Origin of the sequence: Solidesulfovibrio alcoholivorans DSM 5433, from assembly GCF_000702665.1 — a bacterium.
GTDB classification, from domain to species: Bacteria; Desulfobacterota; Desulfovibrionia; order Desulfovibrionales; family Desulfovibrionaceae; genus Solidesulfovibrio; species Solidesulfovibrio alcoholivorans.
Genome location: NZ_JNJA01000003.1, coordinates 456,951 through 477,642, shown reverse-complemented (window position 1 = coordinate 477,642; position 20,692 = coordinate 456,951). Strand labels below are relative to the sequence as shown.

Genomic DNA, 20,692 nt, shown 5'->3' with positions numbered 1-20,692 from the left:
CCGCGCCCGGACTTACGCGAAGGACAACAGAGAGGCCAACAGCTTGCCGTCCGTGAAGGACACCCGCGCGTAGCCCCCGCCGGAAAGCGCGCCGGGATTGACCACCGTGGTCGCGCCGAGAACCTCCACGGCCCTGGCCTCGTGGATATGCCCGGTCAGGCACACGGCCGGCCGGACCCGCTCGATGAAGACACGTACCGCCTTGCTCCCCACATGCGCGCCGCCGCCGACCACGTCCGTCGCCGTCCCGTAGGGCGGCGTATGGCAGACCATGACCAGGTGCGGGCAATGGGCCACGGTGGCGTACGCGGCATCGAGCCAGGCCGCGATGCGCTCCTCGCCGGCCTCGCTCGGCGTGCCGAAGGGTGTGGGCGTGGAATAGCCGCAGCCGAAAAAGCCCACGCCCTGCGGTGTCACCCGGCCGCTGGCGTGGATGTTGATGCCCTCGCGCGTGAGGTAGGCGTCCACATCGATTTTATCCATATTGCCGATCTGCGCCAGGATGACGGCGTTTTGCCGCCGTACGGCGTCAACAACGGCCTTGGCCGCGCCCGCGCCGCCCCTTACGGTCAGATCGCCGGTGATGACGACGCCCGCCGCAGCAGCGAGGCCGGGCACGCGCGCCACAGCCGCCGCATCATCATGGATGTCGCCGATGGCGATCCAGTACGGCCCCTCGCTCATGCATCCTCCTTGGGTCGCGCCGCCGGGAAGAGGCTTCCCCATACGGTAATGCCCTGCTACCATGCGGCCATTGTGAATACAATGCAACCGGATGCCATCTCCGCTACGGACAAACCGACGCTCAGGCGGGCCATGCTCGCCCGGCGCGCCGCCGTGTCGCCACAGGACGCGGCCCGGGCCAGCGCCGCCGTGGCCGCGCGCGTCTGGGAACTGCCGGCGGCGGCAGGGGCCGGGGAAATCCTCGCCTACCTGCCCGTCAAAAACGAGATCGACGCCTCGCTCGTCGCCCGGGAGGCGCTGGCCCGGGGCATACGGCTCCTGTTGCCGCGCTGCCGCGCGGGCGCGCAGGGCATCCTGGACATCGGCTGTGTGACGTGCTTAAGCGACGTGGTCGCAGGGCGCTTCGGCATCCTGGAGCCCCGCGAGGACGCCTGCCGCAGCGCGGACGCGTTCGCCCCGGACCTCATTCTCGTGCCCGCCGTGGCCTTCGACGCGGCGGGAAACCGGCTGGGTTTCGGCGGCGGTTATTACGACAGGCTGCTTGCCCTGCCCATGGCCGCCGGCGCCTTCACAGCCGGCCTGGCCTACGCCTTCCAAGTGCTGCCGCGCCTGCCGGCCCAGGCATGGGACATTCCGGTCGATGCGGTCGTCACCGAACACCAAACCCTCTTCACTCACCCATGAACTACATTCCTTTCGCCTTTCCGGGGCTGCCGCGCGTCGGCTGCGCCTTCGGCTGCGGTCCGGACACCATGGCCCTGACCGGCGCGGCCGACCCTGCCGCCGTCATCGCCACGCGGCGCGCCCTGCGGGCCGACTTGGGCTTTTCGACCTGGCATTCGCTGAAGCAGGTGCACGGCGTGCATATGATCTTCGAACCGGAATTCGATACGCTCGAGCGCCCGAGCGTCGAGGCCGGCGACGGCATGGCCGAAAGCCGGCCCGGCCATGCGCTGGCCATCAAGACGGCCGACTGCCAGCCGATTCTCATCGCCCATGAATCCGGGGAATGCGTCGCGGCCCTGCACGTGGGCTGGCGCGGCAACGTGGCGGATTTCTGCGCGCGGGGGGTACGCTCGTTTTGCGTGCGCTACGGCTTCGGTCCGCGCGAGCTCCTGGCCGTGCGCGGCCCGAGCCTCGGACCGGGGGAAGCGGAATTCACCGCGTTCGAGACGGAGTTCGGCGAGGCGTTCCGACCGTATTTCGACTACCGGACCCGCCGCATGGACCTGTGGCGGCTCACGCGCGACCAGCTCGTCGCGGCCGGCCTTGACCGCGACCGCATCTTCAGCCTGGACCTATGCACCAAAAGCCTGCCGCTTTTTTTCTCCTACCGCCGCGACAGGACCACCGCCCGCCAGGCAAGCCTCATCTGGATCAAGGAAGCCTAGCCATGGCTGCTAGAACTGGAAGGTCCCGTCGGTGAGCACCTCCAGGCAGGCGTCCACCACGGCGGCGTCGTAGCGCACGCCGCGGCCGTCGCGCAGTTCGTCCAGCATCGCCTCCAAGGGAAAGGCCGCCCGGTAGGGACGGTGGGAGGTCATGGCCTCGGCCACGTCGGCCACGGCCAGGATGCGCGAGCCTTGCAGCTGCGCCTCGCCGGAAAGTCCGTGCGGGTAGCCCGAACCGTCCATGCGTTCGTGGTGCTCGAGCACCATGCGGGCCACGGGCCAGGGGAAGGGAATGTCCTTGAGGATATCGTAGCCGACGCGGCTGTGGTCGCGCACGATGCCGATCTCGAGGGGAGTGAGGCTCTGCGGCTTGGCCAGAATTTCCGAGGGCACGTGAATCTTGCCGATGTCGTGGATGAGCCCGGCCACGCGGATGCCCTCGCAGGTGTCGGCGTCGCACCCGAGCCGCGCGGCCAGGGCGGACGCCAAATGGGAAACCCGCTCCTGATGGCCGGCCGTGAAGGGATCGCGCGTCTCCGAGGTCACGGTCAGGGCATTGACCGTCTCCTTGAGGGTGCGCCGCAGGCCGACGACGGATTCGCGCAGGGCCTGTTCCACCTCGCGGCGCCGGCTGATGTCGCGAAAAACGACCACCGACCCAAGCCTCTGCCCCCTGTCGTCGAGGATGTCCGAAAAACGCTGCTCGACGGGGAGGGAGGCGCCGTCGGCGCGGCACAGCAGCAGGCTGTCGCCGTCGTCCGACTCCATATCTTCGTCGGCGCGCGTTTGGTAGACCTCCGCAAGCGTCCGGCCGAGCACCTCGTCCCCTGGCCGGGCGAGGAGCTTTTCGGCCATGGGGTTGACGAAGCGGACCAGGCCGTCGGGACCCGTGGTCACGACGCCCTCGCCGAGATGCGCGAGCGTCATGGCCATCCAGCGTTCGTTTTCGGCCAGCCGACGCTCCATGCGCGACCTGTACAGGGCGATTTCCAGGGCCGTGCCGAGTTCGCGATCCTCGAACGGCTTAATGACGTAGCCGTGCGGCACGGCCTCGCCGGCCCGGCGCAGGGTTTCCGGATCGGTGTGGGCGGAAAGGAAGACCACCGGCACGGAAAAGCGCTCGCGGATGCGCGCGGCCGCGGCGATGCCGTCCATGGGCCCGGCCAGCATGATGTCCATGAGCGCGAGGTCCGGTGCGACCACGCCGGCCAGACGCACGGCCTCCTCGCCCGTGTCCGCCACGGCCGCGAGTTCGTAGCCCAGCCGTTCGAGACGGCGGCGGAGGTCCATGACGACGATGGCCTCGTCTTCGACGACCAGCACCCGGGGACGGGGCGACGCCTCAGCCATGGGACCGCCCTCCCGCGCGCAGAATGTCCGCCAGGGCCGTGCCGATGTCCGGGAAGCGGAAAACGAAGCCGAGCTGCGCCAGTTTCGCGGGCACGGCGCGCACGCCGTTGAGGAAGAGTTCCTGGGCCATTTCGCCCAGGGCGAGGCGCAGGAGCAACGTCGGCGCGCGCAGGACCGCCGGCCGGCCAAGAGCCCGGCCGAGGGCGCGGGCGAGGCTGTCCTGGGTGATCGCGCCCGGCGCGGCCAGGTTGAAGGGGCCACTCGCCTGGGGATGCTCCATGAGCAAGCGGATGGCCGCCACCTCGTCGGCAAGGTGAATCCAGGGGAAATACTGCGTGCCCGGGCCGAGCGGCCCGCCGAGGAAAAAACGGTACGGCGCGAGCATGCGCGGCAGCGCGCCGCCGCCCGCGCCAAGGACCACGGCCGTGCGCGCCACGGCCCGGCGCAGGCCCAGGGCTTCGGCCCCGGCGGTGGACGCCTCCCAGTTCCGGGCGAGCTCGGCGAGAAAACCCGTGCCCGCGGGCGCGGCTTCGTCCACAAGGGCCTCGCCCCGGTCGCCGTAAAACCCCGTGGCCGAGCCCTGGACGAGCACCGGCGGCGGGTCGGCGGCGCGCCTCAGGGCGTCCATGACGGCCGCGCCGGCATCCAGGCGGCTTTGGCGCAGTCGCGCCTTGCGGGCCGCAGTCCAGTAGCCTGCGGCGATGTTCTCCCCGACCAGGTTGACCAGGACCGCCGCGCCGTCGAGATGGCGCAGCCAGCCGTCGCCGGTCGCGCCGTCGAAGGGGGCGTAGGTCACGCCGGGCGCGGGAGGATTCCCGGAGGGCCTGCGCGAGAGCACCACGACCTCATGGCCGTCGCCCGTCAGGGAACGGACCAGGGCGCGACCGATAAATCCCGTACCACCGGCGATGACCGCCTTCATGGCCGCCTCCTTGCCAAACTCCGTTGAAATATTGGAACTCTTATACGGAAAGTGGCGGCAAAGGCAACGGGCTGCGCGCTAGTAGGTAAAATCGAGCTGGTAGGAAACAGGCGTGGCCGCATCGAACGGCCAGAAAAAAAAGCTTTTTTTGAGCCAGGGTGAAACGTCCGGCCGCGTGAGGGCAAGTTCCAGGGTCAACGAATAGTTCTGCCCCCGCTCCAGACGGTCCCAGGAACCGAGGTCGATGAGGATCTCGCCCCAGGCCTTGCGGAAAAGCGCGTGCAGTTCCTTGTCGGCCACGGCCCCCTGGCCCGGGACGTCGATGGCGTATTCGCCGCCCTTGAGCCGCCGCAAGCGGCTTTCCCAGCGCGCGTGGGACACTTCGTGGTTCCAGACGTAATCGCGTTTGAGGGATAATCTGGCCTTGCACACGAGGGCCAGCTGCTCGCCGGCCAGAAGCGCCTGGCGGATGGGTTCGATGCCGGTGGGTTCGACCCCGAAGCGTACCCAGATCTTGCCCTCGAAATTATTAAGCACGAGGTTGTTGAGCAGCAGCTCCTGGGCACGACACGGCCTCGCCGCCAAAAGAAGCACAGTCGCGGCGAAAGCCAGCGCCCAAAGGCTGCGGCGCTTGAACGAAAGAGGGAAAAGCATGCCGCTCCTGTCGTTTGCAAAACCGATCATGCGGTATTGGGCCTAATCCAAGCCGCCCGCTTTGACAACCGCAAGGCCCCTCGGCTAACACCCGACACGGCGCTTCGCCGCCGGACGCACCGCTTATGAAACCCATCCGCCTCTACGTCATCGGCGCGGCCAAGACGCCGTTTTTCAAGGACGCCGCCGCGCATTACCTGGTGGCATTGCGCCGCCACCTGCCGGCCGAGGAGATCGTGGTTCGCGACGGCAAGGCCGCTGACGCCGCCCGGCGCAAGGACGAGGAAGGCAAGGCCCTGCTCGCCCGGCTCTCGCCGCGCGATACCGTCATCGTCCTCGACGAACATGGCCGGGGGCTCACGTCACGGGAACTCGCGGCCAAGGTGTCCGCGTGCATCGAAGACCCCGGGCGCGTCCCCTGTTTCGTCATCGGCGGCGCGTACGGCCTTTCCCAGGCGGTGCTCGATCGCGCGGACCTGACCCTGTCCCTTTGCCCCGGCACCCTGCCCCACGAACTGGCGCGGGTGGTACTCTACGAACAGCTTTACCGCGCAGCGGCCATTCTTGCCGGTGCGCCCTATCATCACTAAAATTGTTGCAAAAGGCGGTCCGTATGCCCCTGCCCCTGCTCGACGCCGCGTATCTCGCCAAGCTGCGCGCCTATTTCGAATCCGGCGACCTCGCCTTCGACTTCGAAAACGCCTCCGAGGAAGCCAAGGGGGACATCCTCGACTTCCTGGAATCCCTGATGGACCTGGCCGAGCTGGCCGATGCCACGGCCACGCGGCTCATCTTCAAGGATTCCTATATGGAAGCCGTCACGGGCGAAAAAAGCGACAAATAGCGCGTCTTCCCCCCGCAGGCGTAGGAGCCCGCGGCGCTCAAGCCAAAACCCGCAACGTCGCCCCCCGCGCAGGCCTCGCCCGTCATGGTCAGCACGGCCATGGGCGGCGGCGCGAGCTCGCCGCACAGGGCCAGGAACTGCCGCCAGGGGGCGAAGGCGCGGCTGAGGCACAAGACGAACGCGCCCCGCTCCCGGGCGAGGATGTCCGGCACGGTGCGCCGCACGTCGCCCTCGGCCACGTGCATGCCGGATAGCCCGAGCCGCGCCACGACCTCGGCGAGAAACACGCAGCGCTTTTGCCGCGCTTCCAGCAGGTAATACGGCCCCCGTTCGAAAAACGCCCGCAGCGGCACGCCGGGCAGTCCCGCCCCGGCCCCGAAGTCCAGGCAGACCATGGGCTCGCCGGCCGGCGGCAGCACGGACGCTCCCGGCCCGTCGGCCAGGAAATCGGCCAGATGCCAGGAATCGGCGACCAGCGTCTCCAGCACGCCTGGCCAATCCGCCGGCCCGACCAGATTGACCTTGGAGCGAAACCGCTCCACCAGCCCGAGATAGCCGGCCAAAAGCGCGGCCTGGGACGGGGCGAGCCGCCGCCCGAGAGCGAGTGCTTTTTCGGAAACCGCGTCGGCGTCAGGCGCGGGCGCATGTAAGGCCATGGCCATTTTCCTCCATCAAATTGACCGTTGCACATTTCGGCCCGTTGCTCTACCAATCGCGGCCGAAAAGACATGCAAAGCTAAGGAGAGGCGAACGTGAGCGCAACCCCCAAACACCAGGCCGTGCTCTTTCCGGGCCAGGGTTCCCAGGAACGCGGCATGGGCCGGGCCCTGGCCGAGGTTTCGACCGAGGCGGCCGAACTCTGGACCATGGCCGAAAAGGCCTCGGGGCTCCCGCTGCGGGAGATCTACTGGGAGGGCGACGAGGCGGCCATGGCCGACACCCGCGCCCTGCAACCGGCCATGACCGCCGCCACCCTGGGCCTGTGGTTCTTCCTGCGCCGAAAGCTCGCCGGCGTCGTCGGCTTCGCCGGCCACAGCCTCGGCGAATACGCCGCCCTGGCCGCTTCCGGCATGCTCGAGGCCGAAGCGACCCTTGCGCTGACAAGCCTGCGCGGCCGGCTCATGGCCGAGGCCGCCGGCGGCGAAGGGGCCATGGCCGCCGTGCTGAAGCTTTCCCTGGACGCCATCGAGGAAGTCGTGCGCGAGGCGGGCGAAGCCGCCGGCCGGCTGCTCGTGGTCGCCAACTACAATTCCCCGGGCCAGTTCGTGCTTTCCGGCGACAAGGCGGCCATCGAAGCCGCCGCCGTCCTGGCCAAGGAGCGCAAGGGCCGTGCCGTGCCCCTGGCCGTCAGCGGCGCGTTCCACAGCCCGCTCATGGCCGCGCCCGCGGCGGAACTGGAGAAGGCCCTGCGCAAGGCGGGCCTGCGCAGCCCTGCCGCGGCCCCGGTATTTTTCAACGTCACCGGCGCGGCCGAGCCCGACGCCGACAAGGCGCTGGCCTTCATGTGCCGCCAGATGACCTCCCAGGTGCGCTGGATCGACACCATGGCCAACCTGCACGCCGCGGGCGCGCGGACCTTCGTCGAACTCGGGCCCAAGGGCGTGCTGGCCAAGCTCGCCACGGCCAACCTCAAGGGCGTGTGCGACGACTGCACGGCCGTAAACATTGCCGATCCGGCCGGCGCGGCCGTCCTGGAGGCGTAAGCGGCATGCGCGCAACGACCCATTTGCGGGAGCTTCTGGAAAAGGCCCTGGCCGCGCGGGATCTCGCCTGGCCGGAAAAAACCACCATCGAACCGCCCCGCGACAAGGCCCACGGCGACCTGGCCACCAACGTCGCCCTGGTCGCGTCCAAACAGGCCAAGATGCCGCCGCGCCAGCTGGCCGAAGCCCTCCGCGAGGAACTGCTCGCCGCCGCCGGCGACATCGCCGCCGTGGACGTGGCCGGCCCCGGCTTTTTGAACGTCACCTTCGCGCCGGCCTTCTGGCAGCGCACCGTGCTCGAGGTCGCCGCCGCCGGGGACGACTACGGCAGGCTCTCCATCGGCGCGGGCACGCGCATCCAGGTGGAATTCGTCTCGGCCAACCCGACCGGTCCCCTGCACATCGGCCACGGTCGCGGCGCGGCCGTGGGCGACACCCTGGCCCGGGTGCTGCGCGCGGCCGGTTTCGACGTCGAAACCGAATACTATATCAACGACGCCGGCCGGCAGATGCGCATCCTCGGCATGTCCATCCTCTACCGCTACCGCGAGCTGCTCGGGGAGCCCGTGACCGAGCCCGAGGACTACTACCGGGGCGAATACGTCAAGGAACTGGCCCAGGAGCTCATCGACCGCGAGGGCATGGCACTCCTCGACCTGCCCGAGGGCAAGGCCACGGACGTGTGCCGGTTGCACGGCGAACAGCGCATCCTCGACGGCATCAAGAAGGATTTGCAGGATTTCCGGGTCCGCCACGACGTCTGGTTCCCGGAATCCACGCTCTTCGCCGCCGGCGCGGTGGACCGCACCTTCGCGGAGCTCAAGGCGAAAAACCTCGCCTACGACAAGGACGGAGCCCTGTGGTTCGCCACGACCAATTTCGGCGACGACAAGGACCGCGTGCTGGTCAAGTCCGGAGGCGAGCTCACCTATTTCGCTTCCGACATCGCCTACCACGACGACAAGTTCCGCCGGGGCTTCGACATCGTGGTGGACATCTTGGGCGCGGACCATCACGGCTACGTGCCGCGCATGAAGGCCTGCGTGGCCGCGCTCGGGCGCGATCCCGAAGCGAGCCTCAAGGTCATCCTGGTCCAGCTCGTCAATTTGCTTAAAGGGGGCGAACAGATCGCCATGTCCACCCGGGCCGGCAAGTTCGAGACGCTCGCCGACGTGGTCGCGGAAGTCGGGGCCGACGCGGCGCGGTTCATGTTCCTGTCGCGCAAGTCCGACAGCCACCTGGACTTCGACCTGGACGCGGTCAAGCAACAGTCCATGGACAACCCGGTCTACTACGTCCAGTACGCCCACGCCCGGGTCAAGTCGCTTTTCGCCAAGGCCGCCGAACGCGGCTTTTCCCCGGCTCCGGCCACGCCGGAACTGCTTGCGCGTTGCGACACCTCCGAGGACCTCGAGCTGCTCAAGCTCCTGGAGCAGTACCCGGACACCATCGCCGCGGCCGCGCGCTCCTTCTCGCCCCATCTGGTGAGCTTCTACCTGCGCGACCTCGCCGGCAAACTGCACCGCTATTATACCGCCAACCCGGTGCTCACGGCCGGGGACGACGCCCTGGTCGCGGCGCGGCTGCACCTGCTGAACGCCGTGGCCGCGGTGGTCAAAAACGGCTTGCGCCTGCTTGGCGTTTCCGCGCCGGATAAAATGTAGGCGGCTTGACATTCGCGCGCCTTTGGCACTTATGCTCGGGCCAAGGAACCGAGCCGCATGAAGCTTCTCAGCCGATTCAACGTATCCCAGGACAAGGGAGGACCGAAAAAGTTCTCCATTGAAATCAGCATGTCCGGCGTCATTTCCGTCGGCATCGTGGTCGTGCTCGGCATGTGCTGGGTTTTCATCCTCGGCATCCTGGTCGGTCGCGGCTACAAGCCGGAAACCGCCGTGCCGCAGATCGCCCAGATGATGCCGACCACCGAGCCCAAGCAGCCCGAGGGCTCGGCCCCGGCCGCGCCGCCCACCGTGCTCAAGCCCGAGGAACTCCAGTTCATGGAGGACCTGCACGACAACAAGGGCGGTGAGGTGGTGACCGATTCCACCCAGAAGTCCTCGGCCGACGGCAAAAAGCCTGCGGAAACGCGCGCCACGCCCATGGGCTCCGCCCAGGCCCCCATGGCGATCCCTGCCCGGCCCGCGCCCGTGCCCGCGGCGGCGAACGCCGTTGCGCCCGCGCCGGCGAAACAAGCTGCCCCGGCGCCCAAAGCGAAAGCCGCGGTCGAGCCCAAGACGCCGTTTGAAAAGAAGGAGACCGGCACGTTCGCGGCCACTTATCAGGTCGCCTCGTTCCCGTCCAAGGAGCAGGCCGACACGATGGTGAAGAACCTGTCGCGCAAGGGGTTCTCCGCCTCCATCCAGGAGGCCAGCGCCGGCAGCCGCAAGGTCTTCCGCGTCAAGGTGCAGTTCAAGGGCACCGAGGCGGAAATCGCCGACGGGCTGCGGCGGACAGGCGAAAAAGGCCCTATACTTCTCGGCAAAAAACCTTTATAAGGATCGCCCGCTTTCGCGGCAAAATCGATGCATAAAGAGGACCGCCAATGATCCCAGGCTCTTTCGTCCCCACCAAGGCGTTTTTCACCAAAGGTGTCGGCCGCCACAAAAATAAGCTCCAATCCTTCGAGCTGGCCCTGCGCGAAGCCGGCATCGAAAAGCTCAACCTCGTTTACGTGTCGAGCATCTTTCCGCCGCATTGCCAGCTGATCACCATCCCCGAGGGCGTGAGCCTCTTGAGCCCCGGCCAGATCACCTTCTGCGTCATGGCCAGAAACGCCACCGACGAAAAGAACCGCCTCGTGGGCTCGGCCGTGGGCATGGCCTTCCCGGCCGACAAGTCCAACTACGGCTACATTTCCGAGCACACGGCCTTCGGCGCCGAGGAGCAGGAGATCGGCGACTTCGCCGAGGACCTCGCTTCCACCATGCTCGCCACCACCCTCGGCATCGATTTCGATCCCGAGACGGCCTACGACGAGCGCCGCCAGACCTACCTCATGAGCGGCAAGATCATCGATTCCGCCTCCATGCCCTGCGTGACCACGGGCGAATCGGGCATGTGGACCACGACCATCTCCGCGGTGGTGTTCATTCCCTAAGCCCATGTCCCAGGCGGCACTCTTCGCCCCCGGGTCGGCGGCCGCGTCCATGCCGGAGCACGGCTGATGGACGCGGCCGCCCGGGCCAGGGAAATCGTCAAGCGGCTGCGGCCGCTCTACCCTGTCCTTACGCCGGCGCTCGACTATCATAGCGCCTATGAGTTGCTTGTGGCCACGGTCCTGGCCGCCCAGTGCACCGACGCCCGCGTCAACACCGTCACACCCGAATTCTTCCGCCGCTGGCCGGATCCCGCCGCCCTGGCGCATGCCGCCGTCGGCGACGTGGAGGACGTCGTCCATTCCACGGGCTTTTTCCGGCAAAAGGCAAAAAACCTCGTGGCCGCGGCCCGGCGCATGGTCTCCCTGCACGGCGGGACCGTACCCGACACCATGGAAGCGCTCACGGCGCTGCCGGGCGTCGCGCGCAAGACGGCCAACATCGTACTGTCCAACGCTCTCGGCAAAAACGAGGGCATCGCCGTGGACACCCACGTGCGCCGGCTGTCCTTCCGCCTGGGCTTGACGTCCTCGGACAACCCGATCATCATAGAAAAGGATATGATGCCGCTTTTTGCACGCAAGGACTGGGGGGCAATCAACCACCTGCTGGTCCTGCACGGCCGGGCCGTGTGCAAGGCCCGCTCCCCCCGTTGCGACGCCTGCGCGCTCGGCGACATCTGTCCGAGGCGCGGGCTCTGACCGCGCCCATGGCCGCCGCGGCGCGCCATCAGGCAACAACCCGTTTTCCGGTTTGCAACCGTAGCGCCGCCGTGTGACGTTCCGGGCCGGCCCTGCCGGCCCCCGAGACGGCGGCACCCGAGGGTCTCATGACCGCCGTGCCCATCTCCGCTTCTTCCACCCGACGCGACCGCTTGGTCCTTGGCTTCGTCTTCCTGCTTTCCGGCGCTTCGGCCCTGCTGTTTGAAACCCTGTGGCTGCATCTGGCCGGGCTGGTCTTCGGCGTCGGCGTCTACGCAAGCGCCTTGGTCCTTTCGAGCTTCATGGGCGGGCTCGCCCTCGGCAACGCGCTGATCTCCCGCTTCGGCCGCGACGTGACCGATCCGGTGCGTTTCTACGCCGCCATGGAATTGCTCGTCGGGGCCTGGGGCCTGTTGCTGGTCCTGTGCTTTCCCCTGCTCACGGTATGGCTCGGGGCCATGCTGCACCCGGCCCTGGACAAGCCTGTCCTGCTCAATTCCCTGCGGTTTTCGTTTTCGTTTTTGCTTTTTCTGCTGCCGGCCACGGCCATGGGCGTGACCTTGCCGCTGCTGGTCAAGGCCCTCGCCCGCCGGCCAGGGGAATTCGGCCTCGCTCTCGGCCGGCTTTACGGCGTCAATACGCTCGGGGCCTGCCTCGGCGCGCTGCTCGGCGAAACGGTGCTCATCGCGCCGCTCGGGCTTTCGGGAACGGGCTGGTTCGCCGCCGGACTCAACGTGCTGGCCGCCGTCGGCGCGCTGGCCGTTGCCGCGAAATTCCGCGAGGCGCCCGTGCGCGCGGACGACGCGACCAAGGCCGCCCCGCCGCCGCTGTCCTCCCGCGCCAGACGGCTGCTCGCCGCCGGCTTCCTCTCCGGCGCGGCCTTTCTGGGCCTCGAAGTCGTCTGGACCCGGTTTCTCCAGCTTTTCGTGCGCTCCACGAGCCTGGCCTTCGCCGTGATGCTCGCCGTGATCCTGGCCGGCATCGGCCTCGGCGGAGCGTTCGCGGGCTGGTGGCTGCGCCGCGAGGCCGACGGCCGCCGCGTCACCGCGCCCCTGGTCCTTTGCATCGGGGCCGCCGCCCTGGCCTCCTACCGCCTGTTCGAAGCCGCGGCCGGGGTGTCGCTTGGCGTCTACCAGAGTGTGGACTGGCGCTATGTGACCGTGTTGTCCCTGGCCCTGATGTTCCCTGCCGCCTTCGTTTCGGGCCTGGTCTTCACGACGCTCGGCGAAGCCTTCCACCGCGAAGTGGGCGACCGGGCGCGCTCGGCCGGCCTCGTGGCCATGGCCAACACCCTGGGGGCCATGCTCGGGCCGCTTGCGGCCGGTTTCGTCCTCCTGCCGCTTTTCGGCATGGAGTGGAGCCTTTTCGCGCTCTGCGCCGCCTACGTCCTGCCGACCATACTCTGCCTGGGCAAGGCCGCGCCCTGGCCGTCGCCGCGCGCAAGCCGCCCGCTCCAGGCCGCCGGCGTCGCCTTCACCCTGTGCCTGGCGATCTTCCCCTTCGGTTCCATGGACGGCTATTTCAAGCGCGCCTGCGCCGACTTCCTCAAGGACGGCGAAAAGCTCATCGCCACCATCGAAGGCGTTACCGGCACCCTGCAATACCTCCGCCAGGACTACCTCGGCCACCCCTACGCCTACCGCCTCGTCACCGACGGCTACTCCATGTCCTCAACGGACCGCAGCGCCAAACGCTACATGAAGCTCTTCGCCTATTTCCCCGAGGCCGTGCTGCAAAATCCCAAGTCCGCCCTGCTCATCTGCTTCGGCACCGGCTCCACGGCCACGGCCCTGACCGAGGACAAGCGGCTGACGTCCATCGACGTGGTGGACATCTCCCGGGACGTTTTAAGCGGCGCATCCATTGTCTACCCCAAGCCCGAAAAAAATCCCCTGGAGGACCCCCGCGTCCGCACGCACGTGGAGGACGGCCGGTTCTTCCTGCTGGCTTCCAGCAAGAAATACGACATCATCACGGCCGAGCCGCCGCCGCCCATGATGGCCGGCGTGGCCAACCTCTATTCCCGGGAATACTTCCGGCTCATCCGCGACCGCCTGGCCGACGGCGGCATGGTCACCTACTGGCTGCCGGTGTTCGAGATTTCCTCGCAGGACGCCAAGGCCATCCTCAAGGCCTTCTCGGAAGCCTTCGAACACGCCTCGTTGTGGATGGGAGACAATTTCAACTGGATGATGGTCGGGGTGAAAAAGCCCAAAGGCCCCAAGCCGGACGCGGATTTTTCCCAGCCCTGGGATGCGCCGGACACCGGGGAGGGTCTGCGCCGCATCGCCGTGGAGAAACCGGCCCAACTCGGCGCGCTTTTTATGCTCGACGGCAAGTCCCTGGCCGGCTACCTCGGCGACGCCAAGCCGCTCACCGACAACTATCCCAAGCGCCTGCGCGGCTATCCGGACAGCCCCGAGGTCCAGAAACAGTTTCTGGCCGCACACAACGAGCTCATGGACGCCATGGCCGCCAAGACGCGTTTCGGCGAGTCGGCCGAAGCGGCCCTGCTGCTGCCGCCCGCCGTGCGGGCCGAGGCCGACGCCTGGTTCGAGACGCAGCAGATCATGAACACCTACCTTAACAACATGCTCACGCCGCCGCCTTCCCTGCCGGCGGTCAACTACGTCCTCTCGGGCACGGACCTGCGCGTGTTGCCGCTTTGGCTCATGAAGTCCGACGCCAAGAAGCAGGCTATCGTGACCAAGGCACTGGCCGCGGGCATGGCCCCCACGGCGGAGACGGAGTTCCAGCTCGGCATCCGCGCCCTGGCCGACCGCGATTACCTGCTGGCCGAAGCCAAGCTCCGGCGCGCCCAGGACCTGGGCTACCCAAGCAACCTCGCCCCGGCGCGCGTGTTCGTGCTGTGCCTCGCCGGCCGGCTGGCCGAGGCCGAAGACCTCGCGGCCGTGGCCTTCAAGGGCGGCCAGGCCAGCGTCGCGGCCAAGTCATACATGGACTGGCTGGCCCGGACCTTCGGCTTCAAGAGCCCGTTTTAATCCCTGCGCCGGTTGCGGCCCCTGCGCCGCAACCGGCAGCCCGCACGGCCACGCCGCAATCGACACTGTCTATCGTTAGCGCCCGAGCGCATCGAATCAATCGATTTGACCTCCCCCGCGTCCCTGGGACTATGTTCCGGCAAAAGGAGTACCCATGGACACGACGCTGGATTGCCGGGGACTTGCCTGCCCCGGGCCTGTGCTGCGCTGCAAGGATTGCGTGGAAAAAGAGGCCCCCAAGACCCTCACCGTCACCGTGGACAACCAGGCGGCCAAGGAAAACGTCACCCGGTTCCTCGGCATGCGCGGCTACGCCGTCGCGGCGCAAGAAGCCGACGGGCTTTTCACGCTGACGGCCACCGCCTCCGGCGACGCCCCGCAACCGGTCCCGGCCCCCGCGTCCCCCGCGCCGCGCCAGGCAGCGGAAAATCCCAGGACGGCCGTGTTCATCACCGCCGATACCGTGGGCCGGGGCGATCCCGAACTCGGGGCCAAGCTCATGGTCAACTTCGTGAACACCCTCCCCGAACTTGGCGAAGGCCTGTGGCGCATCATCCTGGTCAACGGCGGCGTGAAGCTGGCCGTGACCGGCAGCCCGGTCCTGGCCAAACTCAAGGAACTGGCCGCCTCGGGCGTCTCCATTCTCGTCTGCGGCACCTGTCTGGACTTTTTCGGCATTCTGGACAAGAAAGAGGTCGGCGAGACGACCAACATGCTCGATGTGGTCACCAGCCTCGCTCTCGCGGACAAGGTCATCCAGATTTGAACCGAACGGCCGGTGCCCGGCGGCCGTTTCCCTTTTGCACGACGCCCGCTGTGCGCCGCCCGTTCATGGTACGCGGACGCTGCCGGGCGACGTCCGGACGCAGGAGCCGTGGAAAGCCGCATGCAGGATGAAAGCCCGACCACAGAGTATCTGCCGGCCCGACGGCTCAGCCGGGAACGCATCCTGGAAATCGCCCGGGAAATTGCGCAGTCTCCGGCCGCGTGGTCCCTCGGCGTCGTGCCCCTGGCCATAGCCATCGTCAATGATACGCGGCAAATCGTTTACGCCAACGCCCGCTTCGCGGCATTGGCCAACGCCGACAGCCCGGAAGCGGTCCTCGGCAAACGCCCGGGCGAGGCACTGGGCTGCCTGCATGCCTTCGAGAGCAAAGGCGGGTGCGGCACCACGCGCTTTTGCCAGTACTGCGGCGCGGCCAACGCCATCGTCAAAAGCCTCGGCGGCCAGCGCGCCACCCAGGAATGCGCCATCAACCGCAAAAACGTCACCGAACTCGATGCGCTGAACCTGCAGGTCTGGGCCTGTCCCATGGACCGGGGCGACCAGCGGCTCGTACTCAATTCCATCCTCGACATCGCCCACGAAAAAGCCCTGCGCACCTTTGAACGCATCTTCTTCCACGACGTCATGAACGCCGTCTCCGGCATCAAGGGCATCCACGAAATCATCGCCCCGGAGCTGCCGGACCGGTTCACGCCCGACATGGACCTGCTGCGCCGCGCCATCGAGGACATCCAGAACATCATCGAGACGCAACAGGACTTCCTCTCCGTCGAAACGAAGGAATACACGCCGGCTTTTTCTTCCTGCGACACCCGCGAGGTCCTTTCCTACCTGGCCTCCTACTGCCAGTCATTCACCTTCGACGCCTCCCGGACCATCCGCGTCGACCCTGCGTCGCCGGCGCTGCGCTTTTCGACCGACCTGCGCATCCTGCAGCGCGTGATGGTCAACATGATCAAAAACGCCCTGGAAGCCTCGCGCCCCGGGGAAGCCGTCACCCTCGGCTGCGAGCGGCAAGGAGACGGCAGCGTGGCCCTGTGGGTCCACAACGACGCCGTGCTGCCCCGGGAAACGGCAATGCGCCTGTTCCAGAAAGGCTATTCCACCAAGGGCTCGGGCCGGGGCTTCGGCACCTACAGCATGCGGCTGTTCGCCCGCCAGTGCCTGGGCGGCGACGTGGATTTCGAAAGCGCCCCCGAATCCGGCACCCGTTTTTTTATCACGCTGCCGGCGTAAGCGCCGCCCCTCTTCCTTCCCATGGACGAAGCAGCCTCCATCCGCCTCAACAAGGCCCTGGCCGACGCCGGCGTGACCTCGCGGCGACAGGCCGACGCGTTGATCGCCGCCGGGCGGGTGACGGTCAACGGGACCGTGGTCACGGAACTGGGCCGCAAGGTCGATCCCGGCCGCGACGCCCTGGCCGTGGACGGCAAGTCCGTGTCTCTGCGCCGCGACGCCGGAAACCTGACGCTCATGCTGCACAAGCGCCCGGGCTGCGTGACCACGGCCCGCGACCCCGAAGGCCGGCCCACCGTGTTCGACGCCCTGCCCGCGCGCTTTCGCAAGCGGCGGCTTTTCTCCGTGGGGCGGCTCGACTACTTCTCCGAGGGGCTGCTCCTGCTCACCACCGACGGCGAACTGGCCTTCCGGCTGGCGCATCCGCGCTGGCACGTGGCCAAACGCTACCGGGTCACGGTGCGCGGCGCGGTCGGTCAGAACACCCTCGACGCCATGGCGCGGGGCATGACCCTGGCCGAAGGCGAGGCGCTCGCGCCGGTGCCGGCCCGCATCGTCAAGCGTCTCGGCCCGGACCGCTTCGTGCTGGAAATGGAACTCTCCCAGGGCGTCAACCGCCAGGTCCGGCGCATGTGCCGCGACTTGCAGCTCACGGTGCTGCAGCTCGTACGCGTCGCCCAGGGGCCGCTCGCCTTGGGCGAACTGCCGCCCGGGGAATGCCGGGAACTCACGGCCGGCGAATTGACCGCCCTGCGCCGCGCCGTGGGGCTCGATGGAGAAAGGTCGGAGACGCGCCCGCAGACTGTCCGCGAAATCACCGCGCGCCCTGCGGAGCGGCCGCAACAAAAACACCGCGCCGCACCCCAGTCCCGGGTGCGGCGCGGCAGGTAAGGCAGGACGTCTCTTGCGCTATTTGGGCAGGTCGTGTCCCTTGACCGGAACGTTGTCGTGGACTTTGGCGTCCCTGGGCGGGGTGAAGGCGAAGAGCGTATCCGCTAGCTTGGGATTGACCACCACGCCTTCGAGGGTCAGGTCGTTGGTGTTGGCGTAGAAATCCTGGATGAAGATGCGGGCGATCATGTCCGTGGACAAATCCACCCAGACCTTGGCCAGCACGAGCCCGGGCTCGGGTTCGCGCGGGGCGAGTTGGAGCACGGCCTGTCCCGGCCCGGCCTCCCCGGGCTTGCCGGCGGCGACCAGGAAATCCTCGGTCAGGTTGGCCTTGCCCGTGAGGAAGCGCAACATGGTCTTGGAGCCGATGATCTCCTGCACCGCGTAGCGGTAGGCCTCCTTGTCCTCCTCGAAATAGTCCCAGACGGCATCCTTGCCGACGATGAGCAGTTCCTTTTCGGGTTTGAGCGTCTCCCAGCGCACGAGCACGGGCTTCTTGAATAGAAAGGAGCCGGAACGCTTTTCCGTGTCGCCGCTGGCCGCGTTGCGGATGGACTGGCTGAAATTGGCGGAAAAGGCATTGATCGTGGCGTACTTCTTCTGGATGCGCCCGGCGAGCTCCGTCGCGTCCACGGCCATGGCCGGCGCGGCCCAGAGGGCGAGCAGGCACAGGGCCATAAAAAGCGGCAGGAGGGATGCCTTCGGCGACCAAAGGGCTCCGCCCTTTGGAATCCCTTCTCGGGGGGCGTCACCCTGCGCGCGGCATGCAGTCTCCATCACTCGTCTCGTCTCCGATAAACTATCCATAGTTCCTTTATCCACTATTGTTACGCTCCCCCCTTTCGGGGTGGTCCAGGAGGGGCCCTCGGCCCCTCCTGGCCGCCGGAGGCATTGGTCTAAACTCTTTACTCTTTGTTCCGAATAACCGACCGGGGCTTGCTGCCTTCCTGGGGGCCGAGGAGGCCGTCGCGCTCCATTTGTTCGATAAAGCGGGCGGCCCGGTTGAAGCCGATGCGGAAGCGCCGCTGGATGAGCGAAATGGAGGCCTTGCCCTGCTCCATGACGAATTCCACGGCCTGCGGGTAGACCGCGTCGGAAGCGGTGTCGTCGCCGCCTTCGCCGCCGAGTTCCCCTCCGCCGCCGTTGCCGTCCTTCTGCCATTCGCTGAAATCGAGGCGGTAGCTCGGCGCGGCGTGGCTCTTCCAGTGTTCGACCACAGCGGCGGTTTCCTCGTCGGAGACAAAGGCCCCGTGCATGCGCACGGTCTTGCCACCGCTGGGTTTAAAGAGCATGTCGCCGCGCCCCAGCAGGTATTCCGCGCCCACGGCATCGAGGATGGTGCGCGAATCGTGCTTGCTCGTCACCTGGAAGGCGATGCGCGTGGGGAAGTTGGCCTTGATCAGCCCCGTGACCACGTCCACGCTCGGGCGCTGGGTGGCCAGGATCAGGTGGATGCCGGCGGCGCGGGCCAGCTGGGCCAGGCGCACGATGCTGACTTCCACTTCCTTGGCCGCGGTCATCATGAGGTCGGCCAGCTCGTCGATGACGATGACGAGGTAGGGCAAGGGCTCGAGCCCGGCCAGTTCGTCGGGCCGCTTGTCGCCCATTTTCTCGAGCTTTTCGTTGTAGCCGGCGATGTTGCGCACGCCGAGGAGCGCCATGGCCTCGTAGCGCCTGTCCATCTCGGCCACGGCCCAGTCCAGGGCGGATTTGGCCATGGCCGTCTCGGTCACGACCGGGTGCACGAGGTGGGGCAGGTCGTTGTAGACGGAAAGCTCGATGCGCTTAGGATCGACGAGCAGGAGCTTCACCTCGTCGGGTGTGGCCTTGTAGAGGATCGAGAGCAGGATGCCGTTGATGCACACGCTCTTGCCCGAACCCGTGGCGCCGGCCACGAGCAGGTGCGGCATGCGTGCGAGGTCCGCCACCTGCGGCCGGCCCTGGATGTCCTTGCCGATGGCGAGCGTCAGTTTGGACGGCGAAGCGCGGAAGGCCTCGGTGTCGAGCACCTCGCGGAAATAGACGGTCTGGCGCTTGGCGTTGGGGATCTCGACGCCCACCGTGTCCTTGCCCGGGATGGGACCTTCGATGCGCACGGCCAAAGCCTTCATGGCCAGGGCCAGGTCCACGGAAAGCCCGACGATGCGGCTGATCTTGACACCGGGCGCGGGCTTGACCTCGAACATGGTGACGACCGGCCCGGGCACCACGCGCATGACCTCGCCCTGGATGCCGAAGTCATTGAGGCAGGTGATGAGGCTCTCGGCCTGCCGGCGGCAGACCTCGGGATCGACGGGCGCGTTGCCGGTCGCGGGCGGCACGCTGAGCAGGTCAAGCGTCGGTATCATGTCGCCGGATTTGGCTGCGGGCCTGGGCGCGGGTCTGGCCGGTTTCGGCGCGGCCGGTTTTGCGGGGGCCGGGGCCACGTTCTGCATGGGCGAGGGGTCCTCGTGCGCGGGTTTCGCGCCGGCCTTTGGCGCGGGCCCGTCCGTGCGCACCTGGTGCACGATGGCATCGAGGAAGCGGTCCACGGCCTCGGTCGGTTCCTTGGCCGGGGCCGCGACAGGCACGGGCTTGGCCGCCGGCGCGACGGTCGTCTCCGGGTCCTTGGCCGCCTTGGCCTTTTCGCGCGCGGGGCGCGCCTTGGGCTTGGCCGCCGGCGCAATCTCCTCACCGTCGAGCTCGAATTCGGGCTCGGGTTCCGGCTCGGGGGCGCGGGGCTTGGCCGGACGCTGCGCTTCCCGCTCCGCCCTGGCCTCGGCGCGGCGTTCGCGCCAGGCGCTCCAGGCGTCGAGACAGCGCCAGCACTGCTCGTTGAGGACGGCCATGACCGGCTGCCAGAAATTGCTCCAGGTCAGGCCGAAGGTCAGCTGCACCGCGGCCACCATGGCGCAGCCCAGGAAAAAGTAGGCCCCGAAAGCGCTCAAGTAATGGTTGAAGAATTCAAAAAGCGCCCTGCCGACCCCGCCCCCGCCCCGGACATTGCCGAGACCCAGGCCGAAAAGGCCCCAGGACGATCCGAGAAAGGCGAGCAGGACCAGGGACAGGAAAAAGGCCCCGGCCCCGCGCCAGAACGGCAATTTCAGGCACGGCGCGAACAGGCGCAGGCTGCGCCAGACGATCCAGCAGGGGATGAGGTAGGCCCAGACGCCGAAGGATTCGGCGAGCAGGCCGCCGAGGTAGGCCCCGACCAGCCCGGCCTTGTTGGCCACGCCGTGGCGGGCCGAAACGGATTGGTTGAATCCCGGGTCGCCCGCATTGTACGTGTACAGGGCGACGCAGAGAAAAACGGCCAGGAAAAAGGCGGCCAGTCCCACGATCTCCCGGGTGACCCGGAAGCCCGGCTGTCCGCCCTTTCCGGCGTCCTTGCCATTAGTGCGTGCGGCAGTTCCCATTATTGCGCTTCAGGGAGCAGGCTTTCGCGTGGCG

20 protein-coding genes are annotated in these 20,692 nt (G+C 67.6%); 13 read left to right on the top strand and 7 right to left on the bottom strand.

Translation table 11 applies throughout. From position 1 onward, the window contains the following. Positions 1-12 precede the first annotated feature (12 nt). Complete coding sequence (locus Q368_RS0108265; RefSeq protein ID WP_029458406.1) at positions 13-684, bottom strand: metallophosphoesterase family protein; 672 nt, start codon at positions 682-684, stop codon at positions 13-15. Between the two features lie 81 nt (positions 685-765). Here Q368_RS0108265 and Q368_RS0108260 point away from each other — a divergent pair, with 81 nt between their 5' ends. Next, positions 766-1,368, top strand: a complete 603-nt coding sequence (locus Q368_RS0108260; RefSeq protein ID WP_029458407.1) for a 5-formyltetrahydrofolate cyclo-ligase — start codon at positions 766-768, stop codon at positions 1,366-1,368. Beyond that, positions 1,365-2,075: a purine nucleoside phosphorylase YfiH/LACC1 family protein gene (locus Q368_RS0108255; RefSeq protein ID WP_029458408.1), complete on the top strand. Its 711-nt coding sequence runs from the start codon at positions 1,365-1,367 to the stop codon at positions 2,073-2,075. Before Q368_RS0108260 ends, Q368_RS0108255 begins: the two co-directional genes overlap by 4 nt. Before the next feature lie 9 nt (positions 2,076-2,084). On the opposite strand, the gene Q368_RS0108250 is transcribed toward Q368_RS0108255, so the two are convergent. From Q368_RS0108250 to Q368_RS0108240, 3 genes are all read right to left on the bottom strand, one after another. Next, entirely contained in the window at positions 2,085-3,425 is a 1,341-nt protein-coding gene (locus tag Q368_RS0108250; RefSeq protein ID WP_029458410.1) for an HD domain-containing phosphohydrolase, read from the bottom strand. After that, complete coding sequence (locus tag Q368_RS0108245; RefSeq protein ID WP_029458412.1) at positions 3,418-4,347, bottom strand: TIGR01777 family oxidoreductase; 930 nt, start codon at positions 4,345-4,347, stop codon at positions 3,418-3,420. The genes Q368_RS0108250 and Q368_RS0108245 overlap by 8 nt, the downstream gene beginning before the upstream one ends. A 78-nt stretch (positions 4,348-4,425) precedes the next feature. After that, entirely contained in the window at positions 4,426-5,001 is a 576-nt protein-coding gene (locus tag Q368_RS0108240; protein WP_029458414.1) for a DUF4390 domain-containing protein, read from the bottom strand. A 125-nt stretch (positions 5,002-5,126) separates the two neighbouring features. Between Q368_RS0108240 and Q368_RS0108235 the strand changes: the two genes are divergently transcribed. Next, the gene (locus Q368_RS0108235; protein ID WP_029458416.1) at positions 5,127-5,591 is read left to right on the top strand and encodes a 23S rRNA (pseudouridine(1915)-N(3))-methyltransferase RlmH; all 465 of its coding nucleotides are present in this window, start codon (positions 5,127-5,129) and stop codon (positions 5,589-5,591) included. 23 nt (positions 5,592-5,614) lie between these two features. After that, positions 5,615-5,845 (top strand): hypothetical protein, encoded by a 231-nt coding sequence (locus Q368_RS0108230; protein WP_029458419.1) that lies wholly within the window; start codon positions 5,615-5,617, stop codon positions 5,843-5,845. On the opposite strand, the gene Q368_RS23045 is transcribed toward Q368_RS0108230, so the two are convergent. Continuing rightward, the gene (locus tag Q368_RS23045; protein ID WP_052360075.1) at positions 5,806-6,501 is read right to left on the bottom strand and encodes a 16S rRNA (guanine(527)-N(7))-methyltransferase RsmG; all 696 of its coding nucleotides are present in this window, start codon (positions 6,499-6,501) and stop codon (positions 5,806-5,808) included. The genes Q368_RS0108230 and Q368_RS23045 overlap by 40 nt on opposite strands. Positions 6,502-6,597: 96 nt before the next feature. Between Q368_RS23045 and Q368_RS0108220 the strand changes: the two genes are divergently transcribed. The 9 genes from Q368_RS0108220 to Q368_RS0108180 all read left to right on the top strand — a co-directional run bounded on the left by Q368_RS0108220 (position 6,598) and on the right by Q368_RS0108180 (position 17,263). Next, positions 6,598-7,548, top strand: a complete 951-nt coding sequence (locus Q368_RS0108220) for an ACP S-malonyltransferase (protein WP_029458422.1) — start codon at positions 6,598-6,600, stop codon at positions 7,546-7,548. 5 nt (positions 7,549-7,553) lie between these two features. Next, positions 7,554-9,212, top strand: a complete 1,659-nt coding sequence (gene argS / locus Q368_RS0108215; RefSeq protein ID WP_029458424.1) for an arginine--tRNA ligase — start codon at positions 7,554-7,556, stop codon at positions 9,210-9,212. A gap of 57 nt (positions 9,213-9,269) precedes the next feature. Then, positions 9,270-10,046 carry an SPOR domain-containing protein gene (locus tag Q368_RS0108210; RefSeq protein WP_029458426.1) on the top strand — a complete coding sequence of 259 codons (777 nt, stop codon included), beginning with the start codon at positions 9,270-9,272 and terminating at the stop codon, positions 10,044-10,046. A gap of 47 nt (positions 10,047-10,093) precedes the next feature. Continuing rightward, positions 10,094-10,648 carry a pyruvoyl-dependent arginine decarboxylase gene (locus Q368_RS0108205; protein ID WP_029458427.1) on the top strand — a complete coding sequence of 185 codons (555 nt, stop codon included), beginning with the start codon at positions 10,094-10,096 and terminating at the stop codon, positions 10,646-10,648. 66 nt (positions 10,649-10,714) lie between these two features. Beyond that, positions 10,715-11,347 (top strand): endonuclease III, encoded by a 633-nt coding sequence (nth, locus tag Q368_RS0108200; RefSeq protein ID WP_029458429.1) that lies wholly within the window; start codon positions 10,715-10,717, stop codon positions 11,345-11,347. A gap of 128 nt (positions 11,348-11,475) precedes the next feature. Then, positions 11,476-14,349, top strand: coding sequence for a fused MFS/spermidine synthase (locus tag Q368_RS0108195; RefSeq protein ID WP_029458431.1), 2,874 nt, complete (start codon positions 11,476-11,478; stop codon positions 14,347-14,349). 154 nt (positions 14,350-14,503) lie between these two features. Next, on the top strand, positions 14,504-15,115 hold the full coding sequence (gene yedF / locus Q368_RS0108190) for a sulfurtransferase-like selenium metabolism protein YedF (RefSeq protein ID WP_029458432.1): 612 nt from the start codon (positions 14,504-14,506) through the stop codon (positions 15,113-15,115). Positions 15,116-15,235: 120 nt separating this feature from the next. Further along, a complete protein-coding gene (locus tag Q368_RS0108185) occupies positions 15,236-16,372 on the top strand; it encodes a sensor histidine kinase (RefSeq protein ID WP_029458433.1) in 1,137 nt (378 codons plus the stop codon). Positions 16,373-16,393: 21 nt separating this feature from the next. After that, positions 16,394-17,263: a pseudouridine synthase gene (locus Q368_RS0108180; RefSeq protein ID WP_052360068.1), complete on the top strand. Its 870-nt coding sequence runs from the start codon at positions 16,394-16,396 to the stop codon at positions 17,261-17,263. 18 nt (positions 17,264-17,281) lie between these two features. On the opposite strand, the gene lolA is transcribed toward Q368_RS0108180, so the two are convergent. Continuing rightward, positions 17,282-17,941 carry an outer membrane lipoprotein periplasmic chaperone LolA gene (gene lolA, locus Q368_RS0108175; protein ID WP_029458435.1) on the bottom strand — a complete coding sequence of 220 codons (660 nt, stop codon included), beginning with the start codon at positions 17,939-17,941 and terminating at the stop codon, positions 17,282-17,284. A 227-nt stretch (positions 17,942-18,168) separates the two neighbouring features. Next, positions 18,169-20,658, bottom strand: a complete 2,490-nt coding sequence (locus Q368_RS0108170; protein WP_029458436.1) for a DNA translocase FtsK — start codon at positions 20,656-20,658, stop codon at positions 18,169-18,171. Positions 20,659-20,692 lie beyond the last annotated feature (34 nt).

What these genes read in the sequence shown, in the direction of transcription:
- Q368_RS0108265 (WP_029458406.1), bottom strand. Translation starts at nt 684, where the DNA reads ATGAGCGAGGGGCCGTACTGGATCGCCATCGGCGACATCCATGATGAT.
- Q368_RS0108260 (WP_029458407.1), top strand. Translation starts at nt 766, where the DNA reads ATGCAACCGGATGCCATCTCCGCTACGGACAAACCGACGCTCAGGCGG.
- Q368_RS0108255 (WP_029458408.1), top strand. Translation starts at nt 1,365, where the DNA reads ATGAACTACATTCCTTTCGCCTTTCCGGGGCTGCCGCGCGTCGGCTGC.
- Q368_RS0108250 (WP_029458410.1), bottom strand. Translation starts at nt 3,425, where the DNA reads ATGGCTGAGGCGTCGCCCCGTCCCCGGGTGCTGGTCGTCGAAGACGAG.
- Q368_RS0108245 (WP_029458412.1), bottom strand. Translation starts at nt 4,347, where the DNA reads ATGAAGGCGGTCATCGCCGGTGGTACGGGATTTATCGGTCGCGCCCTG.
- Q368_RS0108240 (WP_029458414.1), bottom strand. Translation starts at nt 5,001, where the DNA reads ATGCTTTTCCCTCTTTCGTTCAAGCGCCGCAGCCTTTGGGCGCTGGCT.
- Q368_RS0108235 (WP_029458416.1), top strand. Translation starts at nt 5,127, where the DNA reads ATGAAACCCATCCGCCTCTACGTCATCGGCGCGGCCAAGACGCCGTTT.
- Q368_RS0108230 (WP_029458419.1), top strand. Translation starts at nt 5,615, where the DNA reads ATGCCCCTGCCCCTGCTCGACGCCGCGTATCTCGCCAAGCTGCGCGCC.
- Q368_RS23045 (WP_052360075.1), bottom strand. Translation starts at nt 6,501, where the DNA reads ATGGCCTTACATGCGCCCGCGCCTGACGCCGACGCGGTTTCCGAAAAA.
- argS (WP_029458424.1), top strand. Translation starts at nt 7,554, where the DNA reads ATGCGCGCAACGACCCATTTGCGGGAGCTTCTGGAAAAGGCCCTGGCC.
- Q368_RS0108210 (WP_029458426.1), top strand. Translation starts at nt 9,270, where the DNA reads ATGAAGCTTCTCAGCCGATTCAACGTATCCCAGGACAAGGGAGGACCG.
- Q368_RS0108205 (WP_029458427.1), top strand. Translation starts at nt 10,094, where the DNA reads ATGATCCCAGGCTCTTTCGTCCCCACCAAGGCGTTTTTCACCAAAGGT.
- nth (WP_029458429.1), top strand. Translation starts at nt 10,715, where the DNA reads ATGGACGCGGCCGCCCGGGCCAGGGAAATCGTCAAGCGGCTGCGGCCG.
- Q368_RS0108195 (WP_029458431.1), top strand. Translation starts at nt 11,476, where the DNA reads ATGACCGCCGTGCCCATCTCCGCTTCTTCCACCCGACGCGACCGCTTG.
- yedF (WP_029458432.1), top strand. Translation starts at nt 14,504, where the DNA reads ATGGACACGACGCTGGATTGCCGGGGACTTGCCTGCCCCGGGCCTGTG.
- Q368_RS0108185 (WP_029458433.1), top strand. Translation starts at nt 15,236, where the DNA reads ATGCAGGATGAAAGCCCGACCACAGAGTATCTGCCGGCCCGACGGCTC.
- Q368_RS0108180 (WP_052360068.1), top strand. Translation starts at nt 16,394, where the DNA reads ATGGACGAAGCAGCCTCCATCCGCCTCAACAAGGCCCTGGCCGACGCC.
- lolA (WP_029458435.1), bottom strand. Translation starts at nt 17,941, where the DNA reads ATGGCCCTGTGCCTGCTCGCCCTCTGGGCCGCGCCGGCCATGGCCGTG.
- Q368_RS0108170 (WP_029458436.1), bottom strand. Translation starts at nt 20,658, where the DNA reads ATGGGAACTGCCGCACGCACTAATGGCAAGGACGCCGGAAAGGGCGGA.